Below are 23,207 nucleotides of genomic sequence, written 5' to 3'. Positions count from 1 at the left end.
ATGAGAAACTTTCCTGTTCCGTACTCGAATGAGCTGATTTATAGCACTATTGCACGGGCAGGCGTTTATCAAGGGATTGTTAGTCCTAAGCAGCTGTTGGATGAGGTGTATGGCAACCGCAAGGTGGTCGCTACCTTAGGTCTGCCCTCGCATTTAGGTGTGATAGCAAGACATCTACATCAAACAGGACGTTACGCTGTTCAGCAGCTTATTTATGAGCATACCTTATTCCCTTTATATGCTCCGTTTGTAGGCAAGGAGCGCCGAGACGAAGCTATTCGGTTAATGGAGTACCAAGCGCAAGGTGCGGTGCATTTAATGCTAGGAGTCGCTGCTTCTAGAGTTAAGAGCGATAACCGCTTTAGATACTGCCCTGATTGCGTTGCTCTTCAGCTAAATAGGTATGGGGAAGCCTTTTGGCAACGAGATTGGTATTTGCCCGCTTTGCCATATTGTCCAAAACACGGTGCTTTAGTCTTCTTTGATAGAGCTGTAGATGATCACCGACATCAATTTTGGGCTTTGGGTCATACTGAGCTGCTTTCAGACTACCCCAAAGACTCCCTATCTCAATTAACAGCACTAGCTGCTTATATAGCCCCTCTGTTAGAGGGGGAACCGCAGAATTCGGAAAAAATCGTACGCTAAGCTAACGGTGTTCTCGTGACAGCTCTTTGACTAGGCTTTCTAAGGCCATTCTGATAGCCCTGACTTCCTGAAAAGCCATGGCTAAAATTTGTGCGGCTAAAAGGGATAACCGATGGTAAAGTAAGTTATCCCTGTCGAGATACTGAAAAGCGTTATCCTCGTTTTTCCCAAAACTGTTTTGCCAGTTCGCTCAGAGCGCTAGTTAACTGAGCGACAGATTTCGCACTTTGCAAATTATTCTGCCCGGTCTGTACATTGGTATCAGCAGCATCGCGTATATTGATAATACTGCGGTTTATGTCTTCACTTACTGCTCCCTGCTGCTCGACCGCAGTCGCTATTTGCGCGTTCATGTCGGTAATTTCGTTAACGCGTTGGCCAATTCCATCAAGAGCTGTAGCTGCTTCCTCTGCGTGAGCTACACTCGTGTGCGCTTGCCGACTACTTTGCTCCATGACTGTAACAGCGGATTGCGCTCGCTCTTGTAGAGCGCTGATCATGCTTTGAATATCCGTTGTCGATTGCTGTGTGCGAGCAGCAAGACTGCGAACCTCATCGGCGACAACAGCAAAACCACGCCCCTGCTCACCAGCACGCGCGGCCTCAATTGCTGCGTTGAGTGCCAACAAATTCGTTTGCTCGGCGATCCCTCGTATAACGTCAAGAACTTTTGATATCTCGTTACTTTGACCTTCAAGCTCATGAATAACCTGAGTGGCTTGCCTAATTTCACCTTCAAGGGCAGTGATTGACTGGCTTGTGTGGGCTACCAGACGCTGGCCAGATGCCGTCTCAGTGTCTGCTCTTCCGGCCGCATCTGCAGCATGCTGTGCATTGCTCGCAACCTCTTGAATGCTTGCCACCATTTGGTTTACTGCCGTTGCTATTTGATCTGTCTCTGCCTGCTGCTCAACTGTAAGTACATTGCTTGACTCAATATCCTTTAGTAGGCCTCGGGTGTGTTCGCTAAGCCGATTTGATGCATCACCTATGCGACCTACTATGGCGCCTGTTTCAGCTTGCATCATTCGTAAAGCAAACTCTATTTGGCCAAACTCATCGGTGCGCCCAGTGTAGAGGGATTGACTTAATGGGTTATTGGAAATATTCCTGGCTCTTTCAACCAGTCTTCCAAGAGGAGAGAGAATAGCCAAAACACTAACAGAGCTTAAGCTTCCTGACATTAAAGTGGCTAACAATAAGCTGCTTATTGATGTATCAGTAAGCATGCCGGCAGCCATTGCGCTTGATATAATACTACCCCATATGAGCAAGAGTATTTTCACGGAAAAGCTAGCAGCCAATTTCGGCCTCGCGGCCTTCCCGCTTCTCAATTGAGCATATAATTTTTCCGCAGCCAAAACCTGCTCAGGTTCAGGCTTGGTCCTTACAGACTGGTATTCAACAATCGAACCATTCTTAGCTATTGGCGTTACATAAGCACTTACCCAATAGTGGTCGCCATTTTTACAGCGATTTTTTACTAGCCCCATCCATGAGCGGCCAGATTTTAATGTACTCCACATATGCTCAAATGCAGCAGGCGGCATATCTGGGTGTCTTACGATGTTGTGAGGCTGGCCTAATAGTTCTTCCTCAGTGAAACCACTGATTTTAATGAAGTCAGGATTAACGTACGTGATATGGCTTTGAGGGGAGGTAGTCGAAAGAATATTGGCATCTTTTGGGGCACTGTTGCAAATAGTCGGTGGTGATAAACTTATCATCCCCTTTTGCTGATGGAGCTGCACATGAACCCATTCAAAGGCCGGCATTTTCAGCGTGACATCATTCTGTGGGCCGTACGCTGGTACTGCAAATACGGCATCAGTTACCGTGAGCTGCAGGAGATGCTGGCTGAACGCGGAGTGAATGTCGATCACTCCACGATTTACCGCTGGGTTCAGCGTTATGCGCCTGAAATGGAAAAACGGCTGCGCTGGTACTGGCGTAACCCTTCCGATCTTTGCCCGTGGCACATGGATGAAACCTACGTGAAGGTCAATGGCCGCTGGGCGTATCTGTACCGGGCCGTCGACAGCCGGGGCCGCACTGTCGATTTTTATCTCTCCTCCCGTCGTAACAGCAAAGCTGCATACCGGTTTCTGGGTAAAATCCTCAACAACGTGAAGAAGTGGCAGATCCCGCGATTCATCAACACGGATAAAGCGCCCGCCTATGGTCGCGCGCTTGCTCTGCTCAAACGCGAAGGCCGGTGCCCGTCTGACGTTGAACACCGACAGATTAAGTACCGGAACAACGTGATTGAATGCGATCATGGCAAACTGAAACGGATAATCGGCGCCACGCTGGGATTTAAATCCATGAAGACGGCTTACGCCACCATCAAAGGTATTGAGGTGATGCGTGCACTACGCAAAGGCCAGGCCTCAGCATTTTATTATGGTGATCCCCTGGGCGAAATGCGCCTGGTAAGCAGAGTTTTTGAAATGTAAGGCCTTTGAATAAGACAAAAGGCTGCCTCATCGCTAACTTTGCAACAGTGCCCCCTCGGCTACCACCTCCATTGTCGTTTTCAGAAGACGGCTGCACTGAACGTCAGAAGCCGACTGCACTATAGCAGCGGAGGGGTTGGATCCATCAGGCAACGACGGGCTGCTGCCGGCCATCAGCGGACGCAGGGAGGACTTTCCGCAACCGGCCGTTCGATGCGGCACCGATGGCCTTCGCGCAGGGGTAGTGAATCCGCCAGGATTGACTTGCGCTGCCCTACCTCTCACTAGTGAGGGGCGGCAGCGCATCAAGCGGTGAGCGCACTCCGGCACCGCCAACTTTCAGCACATGCGTGTAAATCATCGTCGTAGAGACGTCGGAATGGCCGAGCAGATCCTGCACGGTTCGAATGTCGTAACCGCTGCGGAGCAAGGCCGTCGCGAACGAGTGGCGGAGGGTGTGCGGTGTGGCGGGCTTCGTGATGCCTGCTTGTTCTACGGCACGTTTGAAGGCGCGCTGAAAGGTCTGGTCATACATGTGATGGCGACGCACGACACCGCTCCGTGGATCGGTCGAATGCGTGTGCTGCGCAAAAACCCAGAACCACGGCCAGGAATGCCCGGCGCGCGGATACTTCCGCTCAAGGGCGTCGGGAAGCGCAACGCCGCTGCGGCCCTCGGCCTGGTCCTTCAGCCACCATGCCCGTGCACGCGACAGCTGCTCGCGCAGGCTGGGTGCCAAGCTCTCGGGTAACATCAAGGCCCGATCCTTGGAGCCCTTGCCCTCCCGCACGATGATCGTGCCGTGATCGAAATCCAGATCCTTGACCCGCAGTTGCAAACCCTCACTGATCCGCATGCCCGTTCCATACAGAAGCTGGGCGAACAAACGATGCTCGCCTTCCAGAAAACCGAGGATGCGAACCACTTCATCCGGGGTCAGCACCACCGGCAAGCGCCGCGACGGCCGAGGTCTTCCGATCTCCTGAAGCCAGGGCAGATCCGTGCACAGCACCTTGCCGTAGAAGAACAGCAAGGCCGCCAATGCCTGACGATGCGTGGAGACCGAAACCTTGCGCTCGTTCGCCAGCCAGGACAGAAATGCCTCGACTTCGCTGCTGCCCAAGGTTGCCGGGTGACGCACACCGTGGAAACGGATGAAGGCACGAACCCAGTGGACATAAGCCTGTTCGGTTGGTAAGCTGTAATGCAAGTAGCGTATGCGCTCACGCAACTGGTCCAGAACCTTGACCGAACGCAGCGGTGGTAACGGCGCAGTGGCGGTTTTCATGGCTTGTTATGACTGTTTTTTTGTACAGTCTATGCCTCGGGCATCCAAGCAGCAAGCGCGTTACGCCGTGGGTCGATGTTTGATGTTATGGAGCAGCAACGATGTTACGCAGCAGGGCAGTCGCCCTAAAACAAAGTTAGATGCACTAAGCACATAATTGCTCACAGCCAAACTATCAGGTCAAGTCTGCTTTTATTATTTTTAAGCGTGCATAATAAGCCCTACACAAATTGGGAGTTAGACATCATGAGCAACGCAAAAACAAAGTTAGGCATCACAAAGTACAGCATCGTGACCAACAGCAACGATTCCGTCACACTGCGCCTCATGACTGAGCATGACCTTGCGATGCTCTATGAGTGGCTAAATCGATCTCATATCGTCGAGTGGTGGGGCGGAGAAGAAGCACGCCCGACACTTGCTGACGTACAGGAACAGTACTTGCCAAGCGTTTTAGCGCAAGAGTCCGTCACTCCATACATTGCAATGCTGAATGGAGAGCCGATTGGGTATGCCCAGTCGTACGTTGCTCTTGGAAGCGGGGACGGAAGGTGGGAAGAAGAAACCGATCCAGGAGTACGCGGAATAGACCAGTTACTGGCGAATGCATCACAACTGGGCAAAGGCTTGGGAACCAAGCTGGTTCGAGCTCTGGTTGAGTTGCTGTTCAATGATCCCGAGGTCACCAAGATCCAAACGGACCCGTCGCCGAGCAACTTGCGAGCGATCCGATGCTACGAGAAAGCGGGGTTTGAGAGGCAAGGTACCGTAACCACCCCATATGGTCCAGCCGTGTACATGGTTCAAACACGCCAGGCATTCGAGCGAACACGCAGTGATGCCTAACCCTTCCATCGAGGGGGACGTCCAAGGGCTGGCGCCCTTGGCCGCCCCTCATGTCAAACGTTATGCAGCCAAATCCCAACAATTAAGGGTCTTAAAATGGTAAAAGATTGGATTCCCATCTCTCATGATAATTACAAGCAGGTGCAAGGACCGTTCTATCATGGAACCAAAGCCAATTTGGCGATTGGTGACTTGCTAACCACAGGGTTCATCTCTCATTTCGAGGACGGTCGTATTCTTAAGCACATCTACTTTTCAGCCTTGATGGAGCCAGCAGTTTGGGGAGCTGAACTTGCTATGTCACTGTCTGGCCTCGAGGGTCGCGGCTACATATACATAGTTGAGCCAACAGGACCGTTCGAAGACGATCCGAATCTTACGAACAAAAGATTTCCCGGTAATCCAACACAGTCCTATAGAACCTGCGAACCCTTGAGAATTGTTGGCGTTGTTGAAGACTGGGAGGGGCATCCTGTTGAATTAATAAGGGGAATGTTGGATTCGTTGGAGGACTTAAAGCGCCGTGGTTTACACGTCATTGAAGACTAGTCCTTTGCATAACAAAGCCATCAAACCGGACGCCAGAGATTCCGCGCCTGTTGCGCATGGCTTCGCCATTTTATGCGCAATAGGCGCGCCACCCTGTCGCCGTTTATGGCGGCGTTAGATGCACTAAGCACATAATTGCTCACAGCCAAACTATCAGGTCAAGTCTGCTTTTATTATTTTTAAGCGTGCATAATAAGCCCTACACAAATTGGGAGATATATCATGAAAGGCTGGCTTTTTCTTGTTATCGCAATAGTTGGCGAAGTAATCGCAACATCCGCATTAAAATCTAGCGAGGGCTTTACTAAGCTTGCCCCTTCCGCCGTTGTCATAATCGGTTATGGCATCGCATTTTATTTTCTTTCTCTGGTTCTGAAATCCATCCCTGTCGGTGTTGCTTATGCAGTCTGGTCGGGACTCGGCGTCGTCATAATTACAGCCATTGCCTGGTTGCTTCATGGGCAAAAGCTTGATGCGTGGGGCTTTGTAGGTATGGGGCTCATAATTGCTGCCTTTTTGCTCGCCCGATCCCCATCGTGGAAGTCGCTGCGGAGGCCGACGCCATGGTGACGGTGTTCGGCATTCTGAATCTCACCGAGGACTCCTTCTTCGATGAGAGCCGGCGGCTAGACCCCGCCGGCGCTGTCACCGCGGCGATCGAAATGCTGCGAGTCGGATCAGACGTCGTGGATGTCGGACCGGCCGCCAGCCATCCGGACGCGAGGCCTGTATCGCCGGCCGATGAGATCAGACGTATTGCGCCGCTCTTAGACGCCCTGTCCGATCAGATGCACCGTGTTTCAATCGACAGCTTCCAACCGGAAACCCAGCGCTATGCGCTCAAGCGCGGCGTGGGCTACCTGAACGATATCCAAGGATTTCCTGACCCTGCGCTCTATCCCGATATTGCTGAGGCGGACTGCAGGCTGGTGGTTATGCACTCAGCGCAGCGGGATGGCATCGCCACCCGCACCGGTCACCTTCGACCCGAAGACGCGCTCGACGAGATTGTGCGGTTCTTCGAGGCGCGGGTTTCCGCCTTGCGACGGAGCGGGGTCGCTGCCGACCGGCTCATCCTCGATCCGGGGATGGGATTTTTCTTGAGCCCCGCACCGGAAACATCGCTGCACGTGCTGTCGAACCTTCAAAAGCTGAAGTCGGCGTTGGGGCTTCCGCTATTGGTCTCGGTGTCGCGGAAATCCTTCTTGGGCGCCACCGTTGGCCTTCCTGTAAAGGATCTGGGTCCAGCGAGCCTTGCGGCGGAACTTCACGCGATCGGCAATGGCGCTGACTACGTCCGCACCCACGCGCCTGGAGATCTGCGAAGCGCAATCACCTTCTCGGAAACCCTCGCGAAATTTCGCAGTCGCGACGCCAGAGACCGAGGGTTAGATCATGCCTAGCATTCACCTTCCGGCCGCCCGCTAGCGGACCCTGGTCAGGTTCCGCGAAGGTGGGCGCAGACATGCTGGGCTCGTCAGGATCAAACTGCACTATGAGGCGGCGGTTCATACCGCGCCAGGGGAGCGAATGGACAGCGAGGAGCCTCCGAACGTTCGGGTCGCCTGCTCGGGTGATATCGACGAGGTTGTGCGGCTGATGCACGACGCTGCGGCGTGGATGTCCGCCAAGGGAACGCCCGCCTGGGACGTCGCGCGGATCGACCGGACATTCGCGGAGACCTTCGTCCTGAGATCCGAGCTCCTAGGGATCGCCTCAGAAAACGGAAAATAAAGCACGCTAAGCCGTAAGTAAGCGTGCTCCTGTGAAAGCCACAGCTAAAACTGCGTAGTACACATAGAGGTATTTTTTTCTAGATTTATATCGAATTTCGTTATCGAATTTCGCTTATTATTGATCAACTCGTTGCAGATCATGAAGGCGAAAGTATGACGAATAACCCTACCGATGACAGCAGACCATGGTCGGTCTTTCTTATTTTTCTGCGGCTTGGATTGACATCTTTTGGCGGCCCCATTGCGCACTTGGGCTACTTCCGCGCCGAATTTGTCACACGGCGGCGCTGGCTCTCCGAACGGAGCTATGCTGACTTGGTCGCGCTTTGTCAGTTCTTGCCAGGGCCTGCAAGCAGCCAGGTCGGCATAGCGGTAGGACTGTCTCGGGCTGGATACAGCGGGGCGCTGGCTGCTTGGGCTGGCTTCACGCTGCCGTCTGCCATAGCCTTGATCCTTTTTGCGCTCGGCATCTCCAGCTATGGCGATTACGTCTCGCAGGGCGCGTTGCATGGCTTAAAAGTGGTGGCTGTGGCCGTGGTCGCTCAAGCAGTATGGGGCATGGCGCGTAACCTATGCACGGATGGGCTGCGAGTCACCATCATGGCAATTGCTACCTGCGTCGTTTTACTTGTGCCGTCCGCGTGGGGACAGGTTGGCGTGATTGCTATCGCAGGCATCGCAGGCCGGTTATTGTTCAAGCCAGCGAAAGTTGTTGAGCATGACCCCCTACCTATCACGGTCAGTCACCGGGCCGGCGTGCTTTGGCTCTCGCTGTTCTTTGTCTTGCTGATTGGCCTGCCGGTGTTGGCCGAACTGATGCCAAGTCAAACCATGGCAATGGTGGATTCCTTCTATCGTGTCGGATCACTGGTGTTCGGCGGTGGTCACGTTGTGCTGCCATTACTGCAAGCCGAAGTGGTGCCCTCCGGCTGGGTCAACAATGAATCCTTTCTCGCGGGGTACGGGGCAGCTCAAGCGGTGCCCGGCCCTTTGTTCACGTTCGCCGCGTTTCTTGGTGCCTCGATGAACACCGCCCCGTCGGGCTGGATCGGCGGCATTGTGTGTCTGCTGGCTATCTTCGCGCCCTCGTTCTTGCTGGTCGTCGGATCAATGCCATTTTGGGAGCGTTTGCGCCGCAATACAGGCATCCAAGCTGCGCTGGCCGGGATCAATGCCGCTGTAGTCGGCTTGCTGCTGGCCGCGCTGTATCAGCCTGTATGGACTAGCGCCATCTTTCAGCCGCAAGACTTCGGCTTGGCATTAGTTGCCCTTGTCGCACTTATGTTCTGGAAGCTCCCGCCGTGGCTGGTTGTCCTCGGTAGCGGTGCAGCTGGGTGGCTGTTGAGCGTCGCTCTGTGAGGCACAAAAAATGACTGACAAAGACCTCTACGGCGGTTTGATCCGCCTGCACAGGCACTGTTGCAAAGTTAGCGATGAGGCAGCCTTTTGTCTTATTCAAAGGCCTTACATTTCAAAAACTCTGCTTACCAGGCGCATTTCGCCCAGGGGATCACCATAATAAAATGCTGAGGCCTGGCCTTTGCGTAGTGCACGCATCACCTCAATACCTTTGATGGTGGCGTAAGCCGTCTTCATGGATTTAAATCCCAGCGTGGCGCCGATTATCCGTTTCAGTTTGCCATGATCGCATTCAATCACGTTGTTCCGGTACTTAATCTGTCGGTGTTCAACGTCAGACGGGCACCGGCCTTCGCGTTTGAGCAGAGCAAGCGCGCGACCATAGGCGGGCGCTTTATCCGTGTTGATGAATCGCGGGATCTGCCACTTCTTCACGTTGTTGAGGATTTTACCCAGAAACCGGTATGCAGCTTTGCTGTTACGACGGGAGGAGAGATAAAAATCGACAGTGCGGCCCCGGCTGTCGACGGCCCGGTACAGATACGCCCAGCGGCCATTGACCTTCACGTAGGTTTCATCCATGTGCCACGGGCAAAGATCGGAAGGGTTACGCCAGTACCAGCGCAGCCGTTTTTCCATTTCAGGCGCATAACGCTGAACCCAGCGGTAAATCGTGGAGTGATCGACATTCACTCCGCGTTCAGCCAGCATCTCCTGCAGCTCACGGTAACTGATGCCGTATTTGCAGTACCAGCGTACGGCCCACAGAATGATGTCACGCTGAAAATGCCGGCCTTTGAATGGGTTCATGTGCAGCTCCATCAGCAAAAGGGGATGATAAGTTTATCACCACCGACTATTTGCAACAGTGCCGTTGATCGTGCTATGATCGACTGATGTCATCAGCGGTGGAGTGCAATGTCGTGCAATACGAATGGCGAAAAGCCGAGCTCATCGGTCAGCTTCTCAACCTTGGGGTTACCCCCGGCGGTGTGCTGCTGGTCCACAGCTCCTTCCGTAGCGTCCGGCCCCTCGAAGATGGGCCACTTGGACTGATCGAGGCCCTGCGTGCTGCGCTGGGTCCGGGAGGGACGCTCGTCATGCCCTCGTGGTCAGGTCTGGACGACGAGCCGTTCGATCCTGCCACGTCGCCCGTTACACCGGACCTTGGAGTTGTCTCTGACACATTCTGGCGCCTGCCAAATGTAAAGCGCAGCGCCCATCCATTTGCCTTTGCGGCAGCGGGGCCACAGGCAGAGCAGATCATCTCTGATCCATTGCCCCTGCCACCTCACTCGCCTGCAAGCCCGGTCGCCCGTGTCCATGAACTCGATGGGCAGGTACTTCTCCTCGGCGTGGGACACGATGCCAACACGACGCTGCATCTTGCCGAGTTGATGGCAAAGGTTCCCTATGGGGTGCCGAGACACTGCACCATTCTTCAGGATGGCAAGTTGGTACGCGTCGATTATCTCGAGAATGACCACTGCTGTGAGCGCTTTGCCTTGGCGGACAGGTGGCTCAAGGAGAAGAGCCTTCAGAAGGAAGGTCCAGTCGGTCATGCCTTTGCTCGGTTGATTCGCTCCCGCGACATTGTGGCGACAGCCCTGGGTCAACTGGGCCGAGATCCGTTGATCTTCCTGCATCCGCCAGAGGCGGGATGCGAAGAATGCGATGCCGCTCGCCAGTCGATTGGCTGAGCTCATGAGCGGAGAACGAGATGACGTTGGAGGGGCAAGGTCGCGCTGATTGCTGGGGCAACACGTGGAGCGGATCGGGGATTGTCTTTCTTCAGCTCGCTGATGATATGCTGACGCTCAATGCCGTTTGGCCTCCGACTAACGAAAATCCCGCATTTGGACGGCTGATCCGATTGGCACGGCGGACGGCGAATGGCGGAGCAGACGCTCGTCCGGGGGCAATGAGATATGAAAAAGCCTGAACTCACCGCGACGTCTGTCGAGAAGTTTCTGATCGAAAAGTTCGACAGCGTCTCCGACCTGATGCAGCTCTCGGAGGGCGAAGAATCTCGCGCTTTCAGCTTCGATGTAGGAGGGCGTGGATATGTCCTGCGGGTAAATAGCTGCGCCGATGGTTTCTACAAAGATCGTTATGTTTATCGGCACTTTGCATCGGCCGCGCTCCCGATTCCGGAAGTGCTTGACATTGGGGAATTCAGCGAGAGCCTGACCTATTGCATCTCCCGCCGTGCACAGGGTGTCACGTTGCAAGACCTGCCTGAAACCGAACTGCCCGCTGTTCTGCAGCCGGTCGCGGAGGCCATGGATGCGATCGCTGCGGCCGATCTTAGCCAGACGAGCGGGTTCGGCCCATTCGGACCGCAAGGAATCGGTCAATACACTACATGGCGTGATTTCATATGCGCGATTGCTGATCCCCATGTGTATCACTGGCAAACTGTGATGGACGACACCGTCAGTGCGTCCGTCGCGCAGGCTCTCGATGAGCTGATGCTTTGGGCCGAGGACTGCCCCGAAGTCCGGCACCTCGTGCACGCGGATTTCGGCTCCAACAATGTCCTGACGGACAATGGCCGCATAACAGCGGTCATTGACTGGAGCGAGGCGATGTTCGGGGATTCCCAATACGAGGTCGCCAACATCTTCTTCTGGAGGCCGTGGTTGGCTTGTATGGAGCAGCAGACGCGCTACTTCGAGCGGAGGCATCCGGAGCTTGCAGGATCGCCGCGGCTCCGGGCGTATATGCTCCGCATTGGTCTTGACCAACTCTATCAGAGCTTGGTTGACGGCAATTTCGATGATGCAGCTTGGGCGCAGGGTCGATGCGACGCAATCGTCCGATCCGGAGCCGGGACTGTCGGGCGTACACAAATCGCCCGCAGAAGCGCGGCCGTCTGGACCGATGGCTGTGTAGAAGTACTCGCCGATAGTGGAAACCGACGCCCCAGCACTCGTCCGAGGGCAAAGGAATAGAGTAGATGCCGACCGAACAAGAGCTGATTTCGAGAACGCCTCAGCCAGCAACTCGCGCGAGCCTAGCAAGGCAAATGCGAGAGAACGGCCTTACGCTTGGTGGCACAGTTCTCGTCCACAGTTCGCTAAGCTCGCTCGGCTGGGTCGCGGGAGGGCCGGTCGCAGTGATTCAGGCCCTTCTGGATTGTGTTGGTCCCCAGGGCACGATTGTCATGCCCACGCACTCGGGTGATCTGACTGATCCCGCAGATTGGAGATCGCCGCCCGTGCCTGCCGATTGGGTGCAGATCTTGCGCAACGAGATGCCGGCATACGATCCGCAAACCACACCAACTCGGAACATGGGTGCAGTGGCTGAATTGTTCCGGGCGTGTCGCAAACACTTTTGGAGGCAGCTATCACCCAGCCAAGGCCGGTATTTTCATGCTTTGTTAACCTTTTGCAGTCCGAAGAGGCGCGCAAGCAAATCATTCTGGTCATTGACGGTCCAGCCGCCTGAAAAGCCAAAGCCCTTCCGCAGCCACAGCATCGCCTCGAAACCCGCGATGGTTCGCCGCGCCGTGTTAAAGGATTGGAAACCGCCGATCTTCGGCATGTTCTTCTTCACCCGGAAATGGTCGCTCTCAATCCCCTGCTGGAGATGTTTGGTCACATAATGCACGGGATCGGGATGGAGAAGCCCATCATCAACCGACGTTTTGATCGTTGACGGGAAGGTGTTGGCCCCGTCCGTCCCAATCCTGTTCGGCGACAACAAGGGTTCATCTTTAAGCATCTTTCGGAAGAACCGCTTGGCAGCGTCGAGATCGCGCTTAGCGGTCAGCAGGAAATCCACCGGATTGCCATGCTTATCGATGGCTCGGTACAGATAGCGCCATTTGCCGCGGATCTTGACATAGGTCTCATCAATCCGGACCGAGCCGCAATGGGGTCGACGAAACTGCCGCAGCCGTTTCTCGATGACAGGTGCATAAGCCAATACCCAGCGGTTGATCGTGCTATGATCGACCTCGAAGCCCCGCTCGCGAAACATCTCTTCCAAGTCACGATAGCTGAGCGGGTAGCGCAAGTACCAGGCAACCGCCTGTACAATCAGCCAGGCCTCGAAATGCCTGCCCTTGAAATCATCCTTCGACTGGCGCTTCAGCTTTTCGGCAATGGTATTCAAAATCATCGGCTCGCTCCGCAATATCAGGAGCGGCAACTTCTCTCCCCATGGTCAACATCGAGTTAACCTGAAGAATTTGCGACAAGGCCATGCGTTCCGCTCCGGAGATGTCTGGCTTACTAGGTCCCGGCGCTATGGCGATCTGAAACACGCACTCGTTCCGGCACAATCCATCGCGGAAGGCGGTCGTCTCGCTGTGCCATTGCGGCCGGAGGAATGGCTGGCAGACCGGCAAGCTCGCCTCGACATGCGGTTGCGCGAGCTTGGCCGTGCCGCTCGCGCAGGCACGATCCCGGGCGGGTCGATTGAAAACGGCGTTCTGCATATCGAGAAACTCGAAGCCGCCGCGCCGACAGGCGCCGAAGATCTGGTGCTCGATCTCTACAAGCAGATCCCGCCCACGCGCATCACCGATCTCCTGCTGGAGGTGGATGCGGCGACCGGCTTCACCGAAGCGTTCACCCATCTGCGCACAGGAGCACCCTGCGCTGACCGGATCGGGCTAATGAACGTTATCTTGGCGGAAGGGATCAACCTCGGCTTGCGCAAAATGGCGGATGCGACAAACACCCACACCTTCTGGGAATTGATCCGCATTGGACGGTGGCATGTCGAGGGCGAAGCCTATGACCGGGCGCTGGCCATGGTGGTCGAGGCACAGGCAGCGTTACCCATGGCCCGGTTCTGGGGCATGGGCACGTCGGCTTCGAGCGACGGACAGTTCTTCGTCGCTACAGAGCAAGGTGAGGCCATGAACCTGGTCAACGCGAAATATGGCAATACCCCGGGCCTGAAAGCCTATAGCCACGTCTCCGACCAATATGCGCCGTTCGCAACCCAGGTGATTCCTGCAACGGCAAGCGAAGCGCCTTACATCCTCGATGGCCTGCTGATGAACGATGCTGGACGCCATATCCGCGAGCAGTTCACCGACACGGGCGGCTTCACCGATCACGTCTTTGCCGCATGTGCCATTCTCGGCTACCGGTTCGCTCCGCGCATCCGCGACCTGCCATCCAAACGGCTCTACGCGTTCAATCCGTCGGCCGCCCCGGCGCACCTGCGAGCGTTGATCGGCGGAAAGGTCAACCAAGCCATGATCGAGCGCAATTGGCCCGACATCCTGCGCATCGCCGCCACCATTGCTGCCGGGACCGTCGCGCCAAGCCAGATTCTGCGGAAACTCGCCTCCTATCCGCGGCAGAACGAGCTCGCGACAGCCCTGCGGGAAGTCGGTCGCGTCGAGCGCACCCTGTTCATGATCGACTGGATTCTGGATGCCGAACTCCAACGGCGTGCCCAGATCGGGCTCAACAAAGGCGAAGCTCATCATGCGCTGAAGCGGGCAATCAGCTTCCACCGCCGCGGTGAAATCCGCGACCGTTCCGCCGAAGGCCAGCATTACCGCATCGCCGGCATGAATCTGCTCGCCGCCATCATCATCTTCTGGAACACCATGAAGCTCGGCGAGGTCGTTGCAAACCAGAAACGCGATGGAAAGCTGCTATCGCCCGATCTCTTGGCCCATGTTTCGCCGCTCGGATGGGAACACATCAATCTCACCGGAGAATATCGCTGGCCAAAGCCTTAGCGTAGGATTCCGCCCCCTCCCGCAAACGACCCCATCCAGAGTTAGCTGTAGAAATGATTATGCCAGTCAAGGCTTTTGAAGAATTCTGCGCACACCATCAAGTACAGCACCTAAGTACGGATGATTTTGCAAAGATTGAATATGACCGCATGAAGTGGCGATTTGGACAGGCCGGTATTAGAGAATAAAAACTCTAGTCTTTATTAAAAAATCAGGAAGATTTATATGCAAATTGATATTAAAACATCTTCAGTTAAGCCTTTAAGAAATACTTATGCTTATATTGAAAAAAGATTTGGTGATAAACCAGCTTCACGTTATCAAGAAGCGACCTACGATATTCAGGAAGAAATTAATTTTCATTACAAACCTTTATGGCAGCCTGAATTTGATCTTTACGATAAGGGCCGTACTGTAATCCAAATGAAAGATTGGTACGTGCTTAAAGATCCTCGTCAATTTTATTATGGGGCTTATACCCAAACTCGAGCTAAACAACAAGAGATTTTAGAAAGTAATTTTACGCTTGTTGAAAAACACGATTTATTAAGAAATATTTCTGAAGAAATTCTAAACAAAGTAACGAAATTACTACTCCCACTTTATTGTAAACAAGACATTTTTATCTTTTATATTCAATGGCTTATTTTCCTGCTAATTGGTAATACCATGAAAAATACCATGCTCAGAAAAGGCTTAACAATATTTTGAAAAATTGCCTACTGAGCGCTGCCGCACAGCTCCATAGGCCGCTTTCCTGGCTTTGCTTCCAGATGTATGCTCTTCTGCTCCTGCAGCTAATGGATCACCGCAAACAGGTTACTCGCCTGGGGATTCCCTTTCGACCCGAGCATCCGTATGAGACTCATGCTCGATTATTATTATTATACTCTGTACACGACAAATTTCACAGAACCCTTATCCTATCAGGATTCTGCTTTCTTAAAATTGCCAAAATTTCCTTAAACTCTTCTTTTTTCCCAAAACCAATTAAACGCTGAATCGCCATTTGAACATAGTCTAAACCATAGCGAAATAAACTCATTGAGAGTCGTCCATGCTTCTTTATTTTTATCGCTTTTTTTTGATTATGTTGCCATTCACCCGTTAAGTAACACCAACAGAAGCTTATAGCTAACACCGCAATCAATTTTTTCACTCGTCTAGGGTCTGTCAAGCGCGTATTTTCAAGATTAAACCCGCGTCCTTTGAGACAACTGAATAAGGTTTCAATTTCCCAGCGTAATGCATAATCCTGAATAGCATTGGCATTAAACTGAGGAGAAACGACGAGTAAAAGCTCTCCATTTTCTAACTGTAGTGCACTTATATATAGTTTCACCCGACCAACCAAAATCCGTCGTTTACGACATTCAATTTGACCAACTTTAAGATGGCGAAATAAATCACTAATTTTATGATTCTTTCCTAAATGATTGGTGACAATGAAGTTTTTTTAACACGAATGCAGAAGTTGATGTCTTGTTCAATTAACCATGTAAACCACTGCTCACCGATAAACTCTCTGTCTGCGAACACATTCACAATACGGTCTTTACCAAAAATGGCTATAAAGCGTTGAATCAAAGCAATACGCTCTTTCGTATCTGAATTTCCACGTTTATTAAGCAATGTCCAAAGGATAGGTATCGCTATTCCACGATAAACGATTGCGAGCATCAGGATATTAATATTTCGTTTTCCCCATTTCCAATTGGTTCTATCTAAAGTCAGTTGCACTTGGTCGAATGAAAACATATTGAAAATCAACTGAGAAATTTGACGATAATCAAAATACTGACCTGCAAAGAAGCGCTGCATACGTCGATAAAATGATTGTGGTAAACACTTGATGGGCAAGGCTTTAGATGCAGAAGAAAGATTACATGTTTGCTTTAAAATAATCACAAGCATGATGAGCGCAAAGCACTTTAAATGTGACTTGTTCCATTTTAGAGATTTGTTTAAGATAAGATATAACTCATTGAGATGTGTCATAGTATTCGTCGTTAGAAAACAATTATTGTGACATTATTTCAATGAGTTATCTATTTTTGTCGTGTACAGAGATTATTATAGAAGCCCCCATGAATAAATCGCTCATCATTTTCGGCATCGTCAACATAACCTCGGACAGTTTCTCCGATGGAGGCCGGTATCTGGCGCCAGACGCAGCCATTGCGCAGGCGCGTAAGCTGATGGCCGAGGGGGCAGATGTGATCGACCTCGGTCCGGCATCCAGCAATCCCGACGCCGCGCCTGTTTCGTCCGACACAGAAATCGCGCGTATCGCGCCGGTGCTGGACGCGCTCAAGGCAGATGGCATTCCCGTCTCGCTCGACAGTTATCAACCCGCGACGCAAGCCTATGCCTTGTCGCGTGGTGTGGCCTATCTCAATGATATTCGCGGTTTTCCAGACGCTGCGTTCTATCCGCAATTGGCGAAATCATCTGCCAAACTCGTCGTTATGCATTCGGTGCAAGACGGGCAGGCAGATCGGCGCGAGGCACCCGCTGGCGACATCATGGATCACATTGCGGCGTTCTTTGACGCGCGCATCGCGGCGCTGACGGGTGCCGGTATCAAACGCAACCGCCTTGTCCTTGATCCCGGCATGGGGTTTTTTCTGGGGGCTGCTCCCGAAACCTCGCTCTCGGTGCTGGCGCGGTTCGATGAATTGCGGCTGCGCTTCGATTTGCCGGTGCTTCTGTCTGTTTCGCGCAAATCCTTTCTGCGCGCGCTCACAGGCCGTGGTCCGGGGGATGTCGGGGCCGCGACACTCGCTGCAGAGCTTGCCGCCGCCGCAGGTGGAGCTGACTTCATCCGCACACACGAGCCGCGCCCCTTGCGCGACGGGCTGGCGGTATTGGCGGCGCTGAAAGAAACCGCAAGAATTCGTTAACTGCACATTCGGGATATTTCTCTATATTCGCGGTTCAGCAGGCATGTCCCCTTTGAGGGCGACCCGACGACAGGATAATCGACCTTATGGTGCGCAAATATTTCGGCACAGACGGTATTCGTGGCAAAGCCAACGAAGGCGCGATGACGGCGGAAACCGCCTTGCGCGTCGGCATGGCGGCTGGCCGTGTCTTTCGTCGCGGTGACCACCGCCATCGTGTCGTGATCGGCAAGGATACGCGCCTGTCGGGCTATATGCTTGAACCCGCGCTCACAGCCGGTTTCACCTCGATGGGCATGGACGTATTCCTTTTTGGCCCGCTGCCGACAACGTATAGGAAGAATAAACGCCCTTTTCACCCAAGTCCAACAGCTTTGGACCGCAGTTGACTCTTTCGACACCCCTGCGATGCAACCCAATCCGGCTGACGGGGAGCCAGCAACGCTGAAAATTTACCCTCCTCTTTCCCACTAGCGGCTCCTTTTCCGACAACCAGCACGGCGGATCCCTGCCGCGGCGCTGTGAACGCAGCATTTTGATTGGTATCGTTGGCCTTCAGGCTCGTCAGTCAAACAGACCCAGGAGCAGCTCAGCCGGTGGCGCCCGGCTTTCGGGTAACGCCCTGGTCCCGCTGGTTTCGGCTTTGTGCTTCAGGTGATCAAGGATCTGCTTGATCACTATAGGGTCTTCAATGCAGGCGATGACTTTCATGGCGCCGCCGCAGCCGCTGCAGGTCTCGATGTCGATATTGAAAACACGCTTGAGCCGTTGCGCCCATGTCATCGACGCTCGCCGTTGTGCTGGTGTTGCCGGTTCATCAGCCACCCTGACCTTGTTGCCCCTGCCCCGTTTTGCCGGCGTGACCAACGCCCGGTGCCGACTGTTGGGTGCGAACACCCCGTGGAAGCGGGTTAGGTTGACTCTGGGCTTCGGTACCAGGGCGGCCAGCCTTGCAATGAAATCCAATGGTTCGAAAATGACGTGCGTGGTGCCGTCCCGGTACGGCGTCTTGAGCTGGTAGCGCACGTTGCCGCCTCGTGTTAACGACAGCCGCTTCTCGGATACCGCCGGGCGGCTGATGTACCGGCACAGCCGTTCGAGCTTCTTGCGTTCATCGGCCCTGGCCGCCACGCCGGCGTGCAGGCTGAACCCGGCTACCTTGCCAATCCCGTCACCGAACGGATCACCACTGGTCGGCAGAGTTTGCAAAGTGAACACCTTTCGCCCCGCCTGTGAACCGACAGCGATACGGTAAGTGATCGAGTGCCCCAGCAGGGGTGTCATCGGGTCGTCATCCACCGCATCCGAGGCCAGATAGCTGTTTTCGACATCCCGTTCCAGCAGGCCTTGCCGTTCCAGATAGCGACCCACCCGGTGGGCGATGGTGTGCGTCAGCTGGGTGAGCTCTGGGCTGGTCGGCGCCTTGACCCAGCGGAAACGCGCTGAGCCGTGGGATTGCTCGACATACACACCGTCGAGAAACAGCATGTGGAAGTGAACATTCAGATTGAGCGCCGATCCAAAACGCTGGATCAGGGTGACCGCGCCCGTCTTGGCCACTTGGTGGGTATGGCCCGCTTTCTTGACCAGGTGCGTGGCAATGACGCGGTAAACGATGCCCAGCACCCACCCCATGATCTCGGGCCGGCTGGCAAACAGGAAACGCAGCTGAAACGGGAAGCTCAACACCCACTGACGCATGGGTTGTTCAGGCAGTACTTCATCAACCAGCAAGGCGGCACTTTCGGCCATCCGCCGCGCCCCACAGCTCGGGCAGAAACCGCGACGCTTACAGCTGAAAGCGACCAGGTGCTCGGCGTGGCAAGACTCGCAGCGAACCCGTAGAAAGCCATGCTCCAGCCGCCCGCATTGGAGAAATTCTTCAAATTCCCGTTGCACATAGCCCGGCAATTCCTTTCCCTGCTCTGCCATAAGCGCAGCGAATGCCGGGTAATACTCGTCAACGATCTGATAGAGAAGGGTTTGCTCGGGTCGGTGGCTCTGGTAACGACCAGTATCCCGATCCCGGCTGGCCGTCCTGGCCGCCACATGAGGCATGTTCCGCGTCCTTGCAATACTGTGTTTACATACAGTCTATCGCTTAGCGGAAAGTTCTTTTACCCTCAGCCGAAATGCCTGCCGTTGCTAGACATTGCCAGCCAGTGCCCGTCACTCCGCGGTCTTCACTGCGTGATCGAGTTGATCGACACCCGCCGTGACACGCTCCATGAAGTGCCTGCCTGCGTCTGTTAGCCGAACGCCCCGCGCATGGCGCTCAAATAGCAGGACACCAAGGTTATCCTCCAGCGCTTTCACACGCGCGCTGACGCTCGACTGGCTGATACCAAGTGCCTTGGCCGCATGCCGAAAATTCAGATGCTCGGCGACGGCGATGAACTGAACAAGGGAAATGAGCGGTATCCTGCCAGACAGGATACCGACATTCACGAGGTTTCGATGGTTAGTGCGCCGCATCGGAGCGGGCCTGCTACCAGTCGTCGGTTAGACGACTGGCGACTTCTCGGTGGCAGCCCCACGGAGCCGAAGGAGCACCAGCCCCAACGAAACCAGTACCGCCATCGCCGTGGCGTAACAGATCACGGGCCACGCTGTGTCACCGTTTAAAAGTGCCACCGCCAATGTCCCGACAATGCTGACTATCAGGCTTTGAACGCAGAAGTAGAACGCGACCGCTGATCCCGCGATGTCGTCGAACTCTGCCAAAGCGCCGTTCGCGGTAACGGACACCGTGAAGACAATACCGACCGCGACAACCCACATCGGTAGGATGAAGGTGAGGAATGACGGCGAGCCGTAAAGTTCGCCGATCCCCAACAGGACCGCTCCGCAAACAAGCAACGCCATCCCACGCGCCACGCATCCTGCGATGCCCCATCTGGCGACAAAGGACTTCGCGAAACGGGTTGTCACGATCATTACAAGCGCGACAGTGGCGAAGGCAAAGCTGAATCCGATCTCGGAATATTCCGCTTGGCCTATGAGCACACGGGGAGCCGTCGAGAAGAAGACGAAGTAGGTGCCCATACCGGCGCTAAAGCCGACAGTGTAAACCCAAAAAGCCGGACTCGCGAAGATCGGCAAGACAGATCGGCGCGTCTTGACTTGATCCAGAGGGCGGGTTTCGTGCCACCTGAAACCCGCATTTAGGAGTGCGAGCATCGCCAGTATAGCCAAAGTAATGAATATCGCCTGCCATCCCAAGAACTCGCCGATCAATACTCCGGCGATAGGGCCGAGCGCAGGCACGAACGCCAGCATCGAACTGAAAAGGCCGTAGATGACGACACCCTCAGGACGGTTGGCATAAACGTCGCGAACCGTCGCGAACGTCGCCACCAGCATGGCCGACGCGCCCACTGCTTGAAGTAGACGGAAAGCGACAAAGGCCGGTGCAGTTGAAGACCAAGCTGCTCCCAGAGACGCAATGACGAAAGCCGTTGCGCCCGCAAGTAGAATTGGCCGTCGCCCGATTCTGTCTGAGAGCGGACCAAAAATCACCTGGCCCACGCCGAGCATCACCATATAGAGGCTCAACGTGAGTTGGATCATAGCGGGCGTCGTGTTCAGGATGCCGGGCATCGCTGGAACGACAGGGAGATAAATATCCATCGCCAGTGAAGCGAGGATGTCGAAAGGAGCCATCAGCAGCAGTGCTGCCGGCAGCGTATAGGCCCACGCGGGGCGTGTGGTGGTCATGACGAATCAACCCTCGATTAAGATTAAGGAATACCGGGCGACGTCTGCTCGTCAGCAATCAGATGAGACTAGCCTTACAGAGCGCCGCAACAACAATACTGGTTGTTGCGGCTTACTTGTCTGCTGACTTGGAATTTCCCATCTGATTACTCCACGCTTACGAATATGAATTGCTACATTTTATCAGATTATCTTTTGCTTCGCAATGCGGCATGGGCGCACTCAGCGTTCCAGCCCCCTCTGCCGCCCTAACTGCCACGACACCGACCCGCCCTGCACGATGCCCATAACCTCGCGGCCGAGTTGGCGGTCGATGATCGGCCGCCACGGGACAAGGGTGAACTCATGGGATTTCTCGACCACGGCGAACTTGCCGCTCGATAGATGCACGGTTCCGGTAAACTTGCCGCTGACGCTCTCGCCGTCCGTGGCGGCGCGGAACGGCAGGCCCTTACTCAAAGCCATATCCGATCCGACGCCGGCTACCTCGCGCTCCCGCAGGATGGCGAGAAGGTTGCGCCGGTAGAAGACGCGGCTGTCCCGGCTGCGGGTGGCGTCGCCCTGTTCGATATGGTGCTCGCGGCGCTGGTCCATGGCTTCGCGGACTTGTTGCCCGAAGCCGGTTGGCGCAAGGTCGGCCGTCTCGCCGTGGATCAGCCGCCGGTCCAGCCAGGTCGCGCCGTCCGATCCGATCTGTTTGTTCAGATCGACCGGGGAAAGGACGCGAACGCTGGCCTGACTGTCTCGGCCGGCGTCATGGGCGGCGGCACGGCTGACCAGATCATCGGGGATGCGCCATTGGTCGGCGTCGATCCGCTCGACGATACCGGCCCGGCGTAGCGCCTCCAGCCGGCGCACATGGGCATCGACATAGCCCTCATAGTCGCCGCCTGGAACGCGGCACGTATAGGAAGAATAAACGCCCTTTTCACCCAAGTCCAACAGCTTTGGACCGCAGTTGACTCTTTCGACACCCCTGCGATGCAACCCAATCCGGCTGACGGGGAGCCAGCAACGCTGAAAATTTACCCTCCTCTTTCCCACTAGCGGCTCCTTTTCCGACAACCAGCACGGCGGATCCCTGCCGCGGCGCTGTGAACGCAGCATTTTGATTGGTATCGTTGGCCTTCAGGCTCGTCAGTCAAACAGACCCAGGAGCAGCTCAGCCGGTGGCGCCCGGCTTTCGGGTAACGCCCTGGTCCCGCTGGTTTCGGCTTTGTGCTTCAGGTGATCAAGGATCTGCTTGATCACTATAGGGTCTTCAATGCAGGCGATGACTTTCATGGCGCCGCCGCAGCCGCTGCAGGTCTCGATGTCGATATTGAAAACACGCTTGAGCCGTTGCGCCCATGTCATCGACGCTCGCCGTTGTGCTGGTGTTGCCGGTTCATCAGCCACCCTGACCTTGTTGCCCCTGCCCCGTTTTGCCGGCGTGACCAACGCCCGGTGCCGACTGTTGGGTGCGAACACCCCGTGGAAGCGGGTTAGGTTGACTCTGGGCTTCGGTACCAGGGCGGCCAGCCTTGCAATGAAATCCAATGGTTCGAAAATGACGTGCGTGGTGCCGTCCCGGTACGGCGTCTTGAGCTGGTAGCGCACGTTGCCGCCTCGTGTTAACGACAGCCGCTTCTCGGATACCGCCGGGCGGCTGATGTACCGGCACAGCCGTTCGAGCTTCTTGCGTTCATCGGCCCTGGCCGCCACGCCGGCGTGCAGGCTGGACCCGGCTACCTTGCCAATCCCGTCACCGAACGGATCACCACTGGTCGGCAGAGTTTGCAAAGTGAACACCTTTCGCCCCGCCTGTGAACCGACAGCGATACGGTAAGTGATCGAGTGCCCCAGCAGGGGTGTCATCGGGTCGTCATCCACCGCATCCGAGGCCAGATAGCTGTTTTCGACATCCCGTTCCAGCAGGCCTTGCCGTTCCAGATAGCGACCCACCCGGTGGGCGATGGTGTGCGTCAGCGGCACTGTTGCAAATAACCACGA

Annotated in this window: 24 protein-coding genes and 3 pseudogenes; 17 read left to right on the top strand and 10 right to left on the bottom strand. The window is 54.9% G+C overall.

Going from position 1 to position 23,207, the window contains the following annotated elements:
• Complete coding sequence (locus I3B46_RS05100; RefSeq protein ID WP_425288178.1) at nucleotides 1–648, top strand: TniQ family protein; 648 nt, start codon at nucleotides 1–3, stop codon at nucleotides 646–648.
• A gap of 152 nt (nucleotides 649–800) precedes the next feature.
• Here I3B46_RS05100 and I3B46_RS05095 read toward each other — a convergent pair whose 3' ends face one another.
• The gene (locus I3B46_RS05095; protein WP_071538080.1) at nucleotides 801–2,375 is read right to left on the bottom strand and encodes a methyl-accepting chemotaxis protein; all 1,575 of its coding nucleotides are present in this window, start codon (nucleotides 2,373–2,375) and stop codon (nucleotides 801–803) included.
• Nucleotides 2,376–2,399: 24 nt separating this feature from the next.
• Between I3B46_RS05095 and I3B46_RS05090 the strand changes: the two genes are divergently transcribed.
• Entirely contained in the window at nucleotides 2,400–3,104 is a 705-nt protein-coding gene (locus I3B46_RS05090) for an IS6-like element IS26 family transposase (RefSeq protein WP_001067855.1), read from the top strand.
• A 274-nt stretch (nucleotides 3,105–3,378) separates the two neighbouring features.
• Here the strand turns inward: I3B46_RS05090 and intI1 are convergent, their stop codons facing one another.
• Nucleotides 3,379–4,392, bottom strand: coding sequence for a class 1 integron integrase IntI1 (intI1, locus tag I3B46_RS05085; protein ID WP_000845039.1), 1,014 nt, complete (start codon nucleotides 4,390–4,392; stop codon nucleotides 3,379–3,381).
• A gap of 291 nt (nucleotides 4,393–4,683) precedes the next feature.
• Between intI1 and I3B46_RS05080 the strand changes: the two genes are divergently transcribed.
• From I3B46_RS05080 to chrA, 6 genes are all read left to right on the top strand, one after another.
• Complete coding sequence (locus I3B46_RS05080) at nucleotides 4,684–5,238, top strand: fluoroquinolone-acetylating aminoglycoside 6'-N-acetyltransferase AAC(6')-Ib-cr5 (RefSeq protein ID WP_063840321.1); 555 nt, start codon at nucleotides 4,684–4,686, stop codon at nucleotides 5,236–5,238.
• Nucleotides 5,239–5,334: 96 nt separating this feature from the next.
• Nucleotides 5,335–5,787, top strand: coding sequence for an NAD(+)--rifampin ADP-ribosyltransferase Arr-3 (locus tag I3B46_RS05075; RefSeq protein ID WP_001749986.1), 453 nt, complete (start codon nucleotides 5,335–5,337; stop codon nucleotides 5,785–5,787).
• A 222-nt stretch (nucleotides 5,788–6,009) separates the two neighbouring features.
• Complete coding sequence (locus I3B46_RS05070; RefSeq protein ID WP_000679427.1) at nucleotides 6,010–6,357, top strand: quaternary ammonium compound efflux SMR transporter QacE delta 1; 348 nt, start codon at nucleotides 6,010–6,012, stop codon at nucleotides 6,355–6,357.
• A complete protein-coding gene (gene sul1, locus I3B46_RS05065) occupies nucleotides 6,351–7,190 on the top strand; it encodes a sulfonamide-resistant dihydropteroate synthase Sul1 (protein WP_000259031.1) in 840 nt (279 codons plus the stop codon). The genes I3B46_RS05070 and sul1 overlap by 7 nt, the downstream gene beginning before the upstream one ends.
• A 127-nt stretch (nucleotides 7,191–7,317) precedes the next feature.
• Nucleotides 7,318–7,521, top strand: coding sequence for a hypothetical protein (locus tag I3B46_RS05060; protein WP_000376616.1), 204 nt, complete (start codon nucleotides 7,318–7,320; stop codon nucleotides 7,519–7,521).
• Between the two features lie 155 nt (nucleotides 7,522–7,676).
• Nucleotides 7,677–8,882, top strand: a complete 1,206-nt coding sequence (gene chrA, locus I3B46_RS05055; RefSeq protein ID WP_000184001.1) for a chromate efflux transporter — start codon at nucleotides 7,677–7,679, stop codon at nucleotides 8,880–8,882.
• Nucleotides 8,883–8,987: 105 nt separating this feature from the next.
• On the opposite strand, the gene I3B46_RS05050 is transcribed toward chrA, so the two are convergent.
• Entirely contained in the window at nucleotides 8,988–9,692 is a 705-nt protein-coding gene (locus tag I3B46_RS05050) for an IS6-like element IS26 family transposase (protein WP_001067855.1), read from the bottom strand.
• Between the two features lie 113 nt (nucleotides 9,693–9,805).
• Between I3B46_RS05050 and aac(3)-IVa the strand changes: the two genes are divergently transcribed.
• From aac(3)-IVa to I3B46_RS22645, 4 genes and pseudogenes are all read left to right on the top strand, one after another.
• Nucleotides 9,806–10,582 carry an aminoglycoside N-acetyltransferase AAC(3)-IVa gene (gene aac(3)-IVa / locus I3B46_RS05045; protein ID WP_001199192.1) on the top strand — a complete coding sequence of 259 codons (777 nt, stop codon included), beginning with the start codon at nucleotides 9,806–9,808 and terminating at the stop codon, nucleotides 10,580–10,582.
• A 20-nt stretch (nucleotides 10,583–10,602) separates the two neighbouring features.
• Nucleotides 10,603–10,824 (top strand): hypothetical protein, encoded by a 222-nt coding sequence (locus I3B46_RS22295; RefSeq protein ID WP_000171321.1) that lies wholly within the window; start codon nucleotides 10,603–10,605, stop codon nucleotides 10,822–10,824.
• Nucleotides 10,811–11,836 carry an aminoglycoside O-phosphotransferase APH(4)-Ia gene (gene aph(4)-Ia, locus I3B46_RS05035; RefSeq protein ID WP_000742814.1) on the top strand — a complete coding sequence of 342 codons (1,026 nt, stop codon included), beginning with the start codon at nucleotides 10,811–10,813 and terminating at the stop codon, nucleotides 11,834–11,836. Before I3B46_RS22295 ends, aph(4)-Ia begins: the two co-directional genes overlap by 14 nt.
• A 5-nt stretch (nucleotides 11,837–11,841) precedes the next feature.
• Nucleotides 11,842–12,195, top strand: a pseudogene (locus I3B46_RS22645) (AAC(3) family N-acetyltransferase); the annotation flags it as partial.
• A 62-nt stretch (nucleotides 12,196–12,257) separates the two neighbouring features.
• Here I3B46_RS22645 and I3B46_RS05030 read toward each other — a convergent pair.
• Nucleotides 12,258–13,010 carry an IS6 family transposase gene (locus tag I3B46_RS05030; protein WP_000602738.1) on the bottom strand — a complete coding sequence of 251 codons (753 nt, stop codon included), beginning with the start codon at nucleotides 13,008–13,010 and terminating at the stop codon, nucleotides 12,258–12,260.
• 85 nt (nucleotides 13,011–13,095) lie between these two features.
• Between I3B46_RS05030 and I3B46_RS05025 the strand changes: the two are divergent.
• From I3B46_RS05025 to I3B46_RS05015, 3 genes and pseudogenes are all read left to right on the top strand, one after another.
• Nucleotides 13,096–14,595: pseudogene (locus I3B46_RS05025) on the top strand (Tn3 family transposase); the annotation flags it as partial.
• A gap of 53 nt (nucleotides 14,596–14,648) precedes the next feature.
• Nucleotides 14,649–14,783, top strand: coding sequence for a phenol hydroxylase subunit (locus tag I3B46_RS22640; protein WP_223231885.1), 135 nt, complete (start codon nucleotides 14,649–14,651; stop codon nucleotides 14,781–14,783).
• Nucleotides 14,784–14,820: 37 nt separating this feature from the next.
• Entirely contained in the window at nucleotides 14,821–15,306 is a 486-nt protein-coding gene (locus tag I3B46_RS05015) for a hypothetical protein (RefSeq protein ID WP_006581703.1), read from the top strand.
• 196 nt (nucleotides 15,307–15,502) lie between these two features.
• Here I3B46_RS05015 and I3B46_RS05010 read toward each other — a convergent pair.
• A protein-coding gene (locus tag I3B46_RS05010) for an IS4-like element ISAba1 family transposase (RefSeq protein ID WP_085940648.1) occupies nucleotides 15,503–16,593 on the bottom strand; the annotation gives its coding sequence in 2 pieces (ribosomal slippage) (nucleotides 15,503–16,053 and nucleotides 16,053–16,593; 1,092 coding nt in all).
• 89 nt (nucleotides 16,594–16,682) lie between these two features.
• Between I3B46_RS05010 and sul2 the strand changes: the two genes are divergently transcribed.
• Together sul2 and I3B46_RS22290 are read left to right on the top strand one after the other, a co-directional pair.
• Nucleotides 16,683–17,498 (top strand): sulfonamide-resistant dihydropteroate synthase Sul2, encoded by an 816-nt coding sequence (sul2, locus tag I3B46_RS05005; protein WP_001043260.1) that lies wholly within the window; start codon nucleotides 16,683–16,685, stop codon nucleotides 17,496–17,498.
• 86 nt (nucleotides 17,499–17,584) lie between these two features.
• Nucleotides 17,585–17,887, top strand: a complete 303-nt coding sequence (locus I3B46_RS22290; protein WP_000251875.1) for a phosphoglucosamine mutase — start codon at nucleotides 17,585–17,587, stop codon at nucleotides 17,885–17,887.
• Nucleotides 17,888–18,062: 175 nt separating this feature from the next.
• Here the strand turns inward: I3B46_RS22290 and I3B46_RS04995 are convergent, their stop codons facing one another.
• The 5 genes and pseudogenes from I3B46_RS04995 to I3B46_RS04975 all read right to left on the bottom strand — a co-directional run.
• Nucleotides 18,063–19,556, bottom strand: a complete 1,494-nt coding sequence (locus I3B46_RS04995) for an IS91-like element ISCR2 family transposase (RefSeq protein ID WP_015344975.1) — start codon at nucleotides 19,554–19,556, stop codon at nucleotides 18,063–18,065.
• Nucleotides 19,557–19,667: 111 nt separating this feature from the next.
• Nucleotides 19,668–19,973: a LysR family transcriptional regulator gene (locus I3B46_RS04990; protein WP_001255015.1), complete on the bottom strand. Its 306-nt coding sequence runs from the start codon at nucleotides 19,971–19,973 to the stop codon at nucleotides 19,668–19,670.
• 27 nt (nucleotides 19,974–20,000) lie between these two features.
• Complete coding sequence (floR, locus tag I3B46_RS04985; RefSeq protein WP_000214122.1) at nucleotides 20,001–21,215, bottom strand: chloramphenicol/florfenicol efflux MFS transporter FloR; 1,215 nt, start codon at nucleotides 21,213–21,215, stop codon at nucleotides 20,001–20,003.
• A 222-nt stretch (nucleotides 21,216–21,437) separates the two neighbouring features.
• Complete coding sequence (locus I3B46_RS21680) at nucleotides 21,438–22,322, bottom strand: DUF3363 domain-containing protein (RefSeq protein WP_001447541.1); 885 nt, start codon at nucleotides 22,320–22,322, stop codon at nucleotides 21,438–21,440.
• A 30-nt stretch (nucleotides 22,323–22,352) separates the two neighbouring features.
• Nucleotides 22,353–23,183: pseudogene (locus I3B46_RS04975) on the bottom strand (IS91-like element ISCR2 family transposase); the annotation flags it as partial.
• Nucleotides 23,184–23,207: the final 24 nt, after the last annotated feature.

The sequence above is a fragment of the Providencia sp. 2.29 genome (assembly GCF_015832305.1).
Classification (GTDB): Bacteria; Pseudomonadota; Gammaproteobacteria; order Enterobacterales; family Enterobacteriaceae; genus Providencia; species Providencia stuartii.
This window is presented reverse-complemented; position numbering and strand designations above follow the sequence as displayed.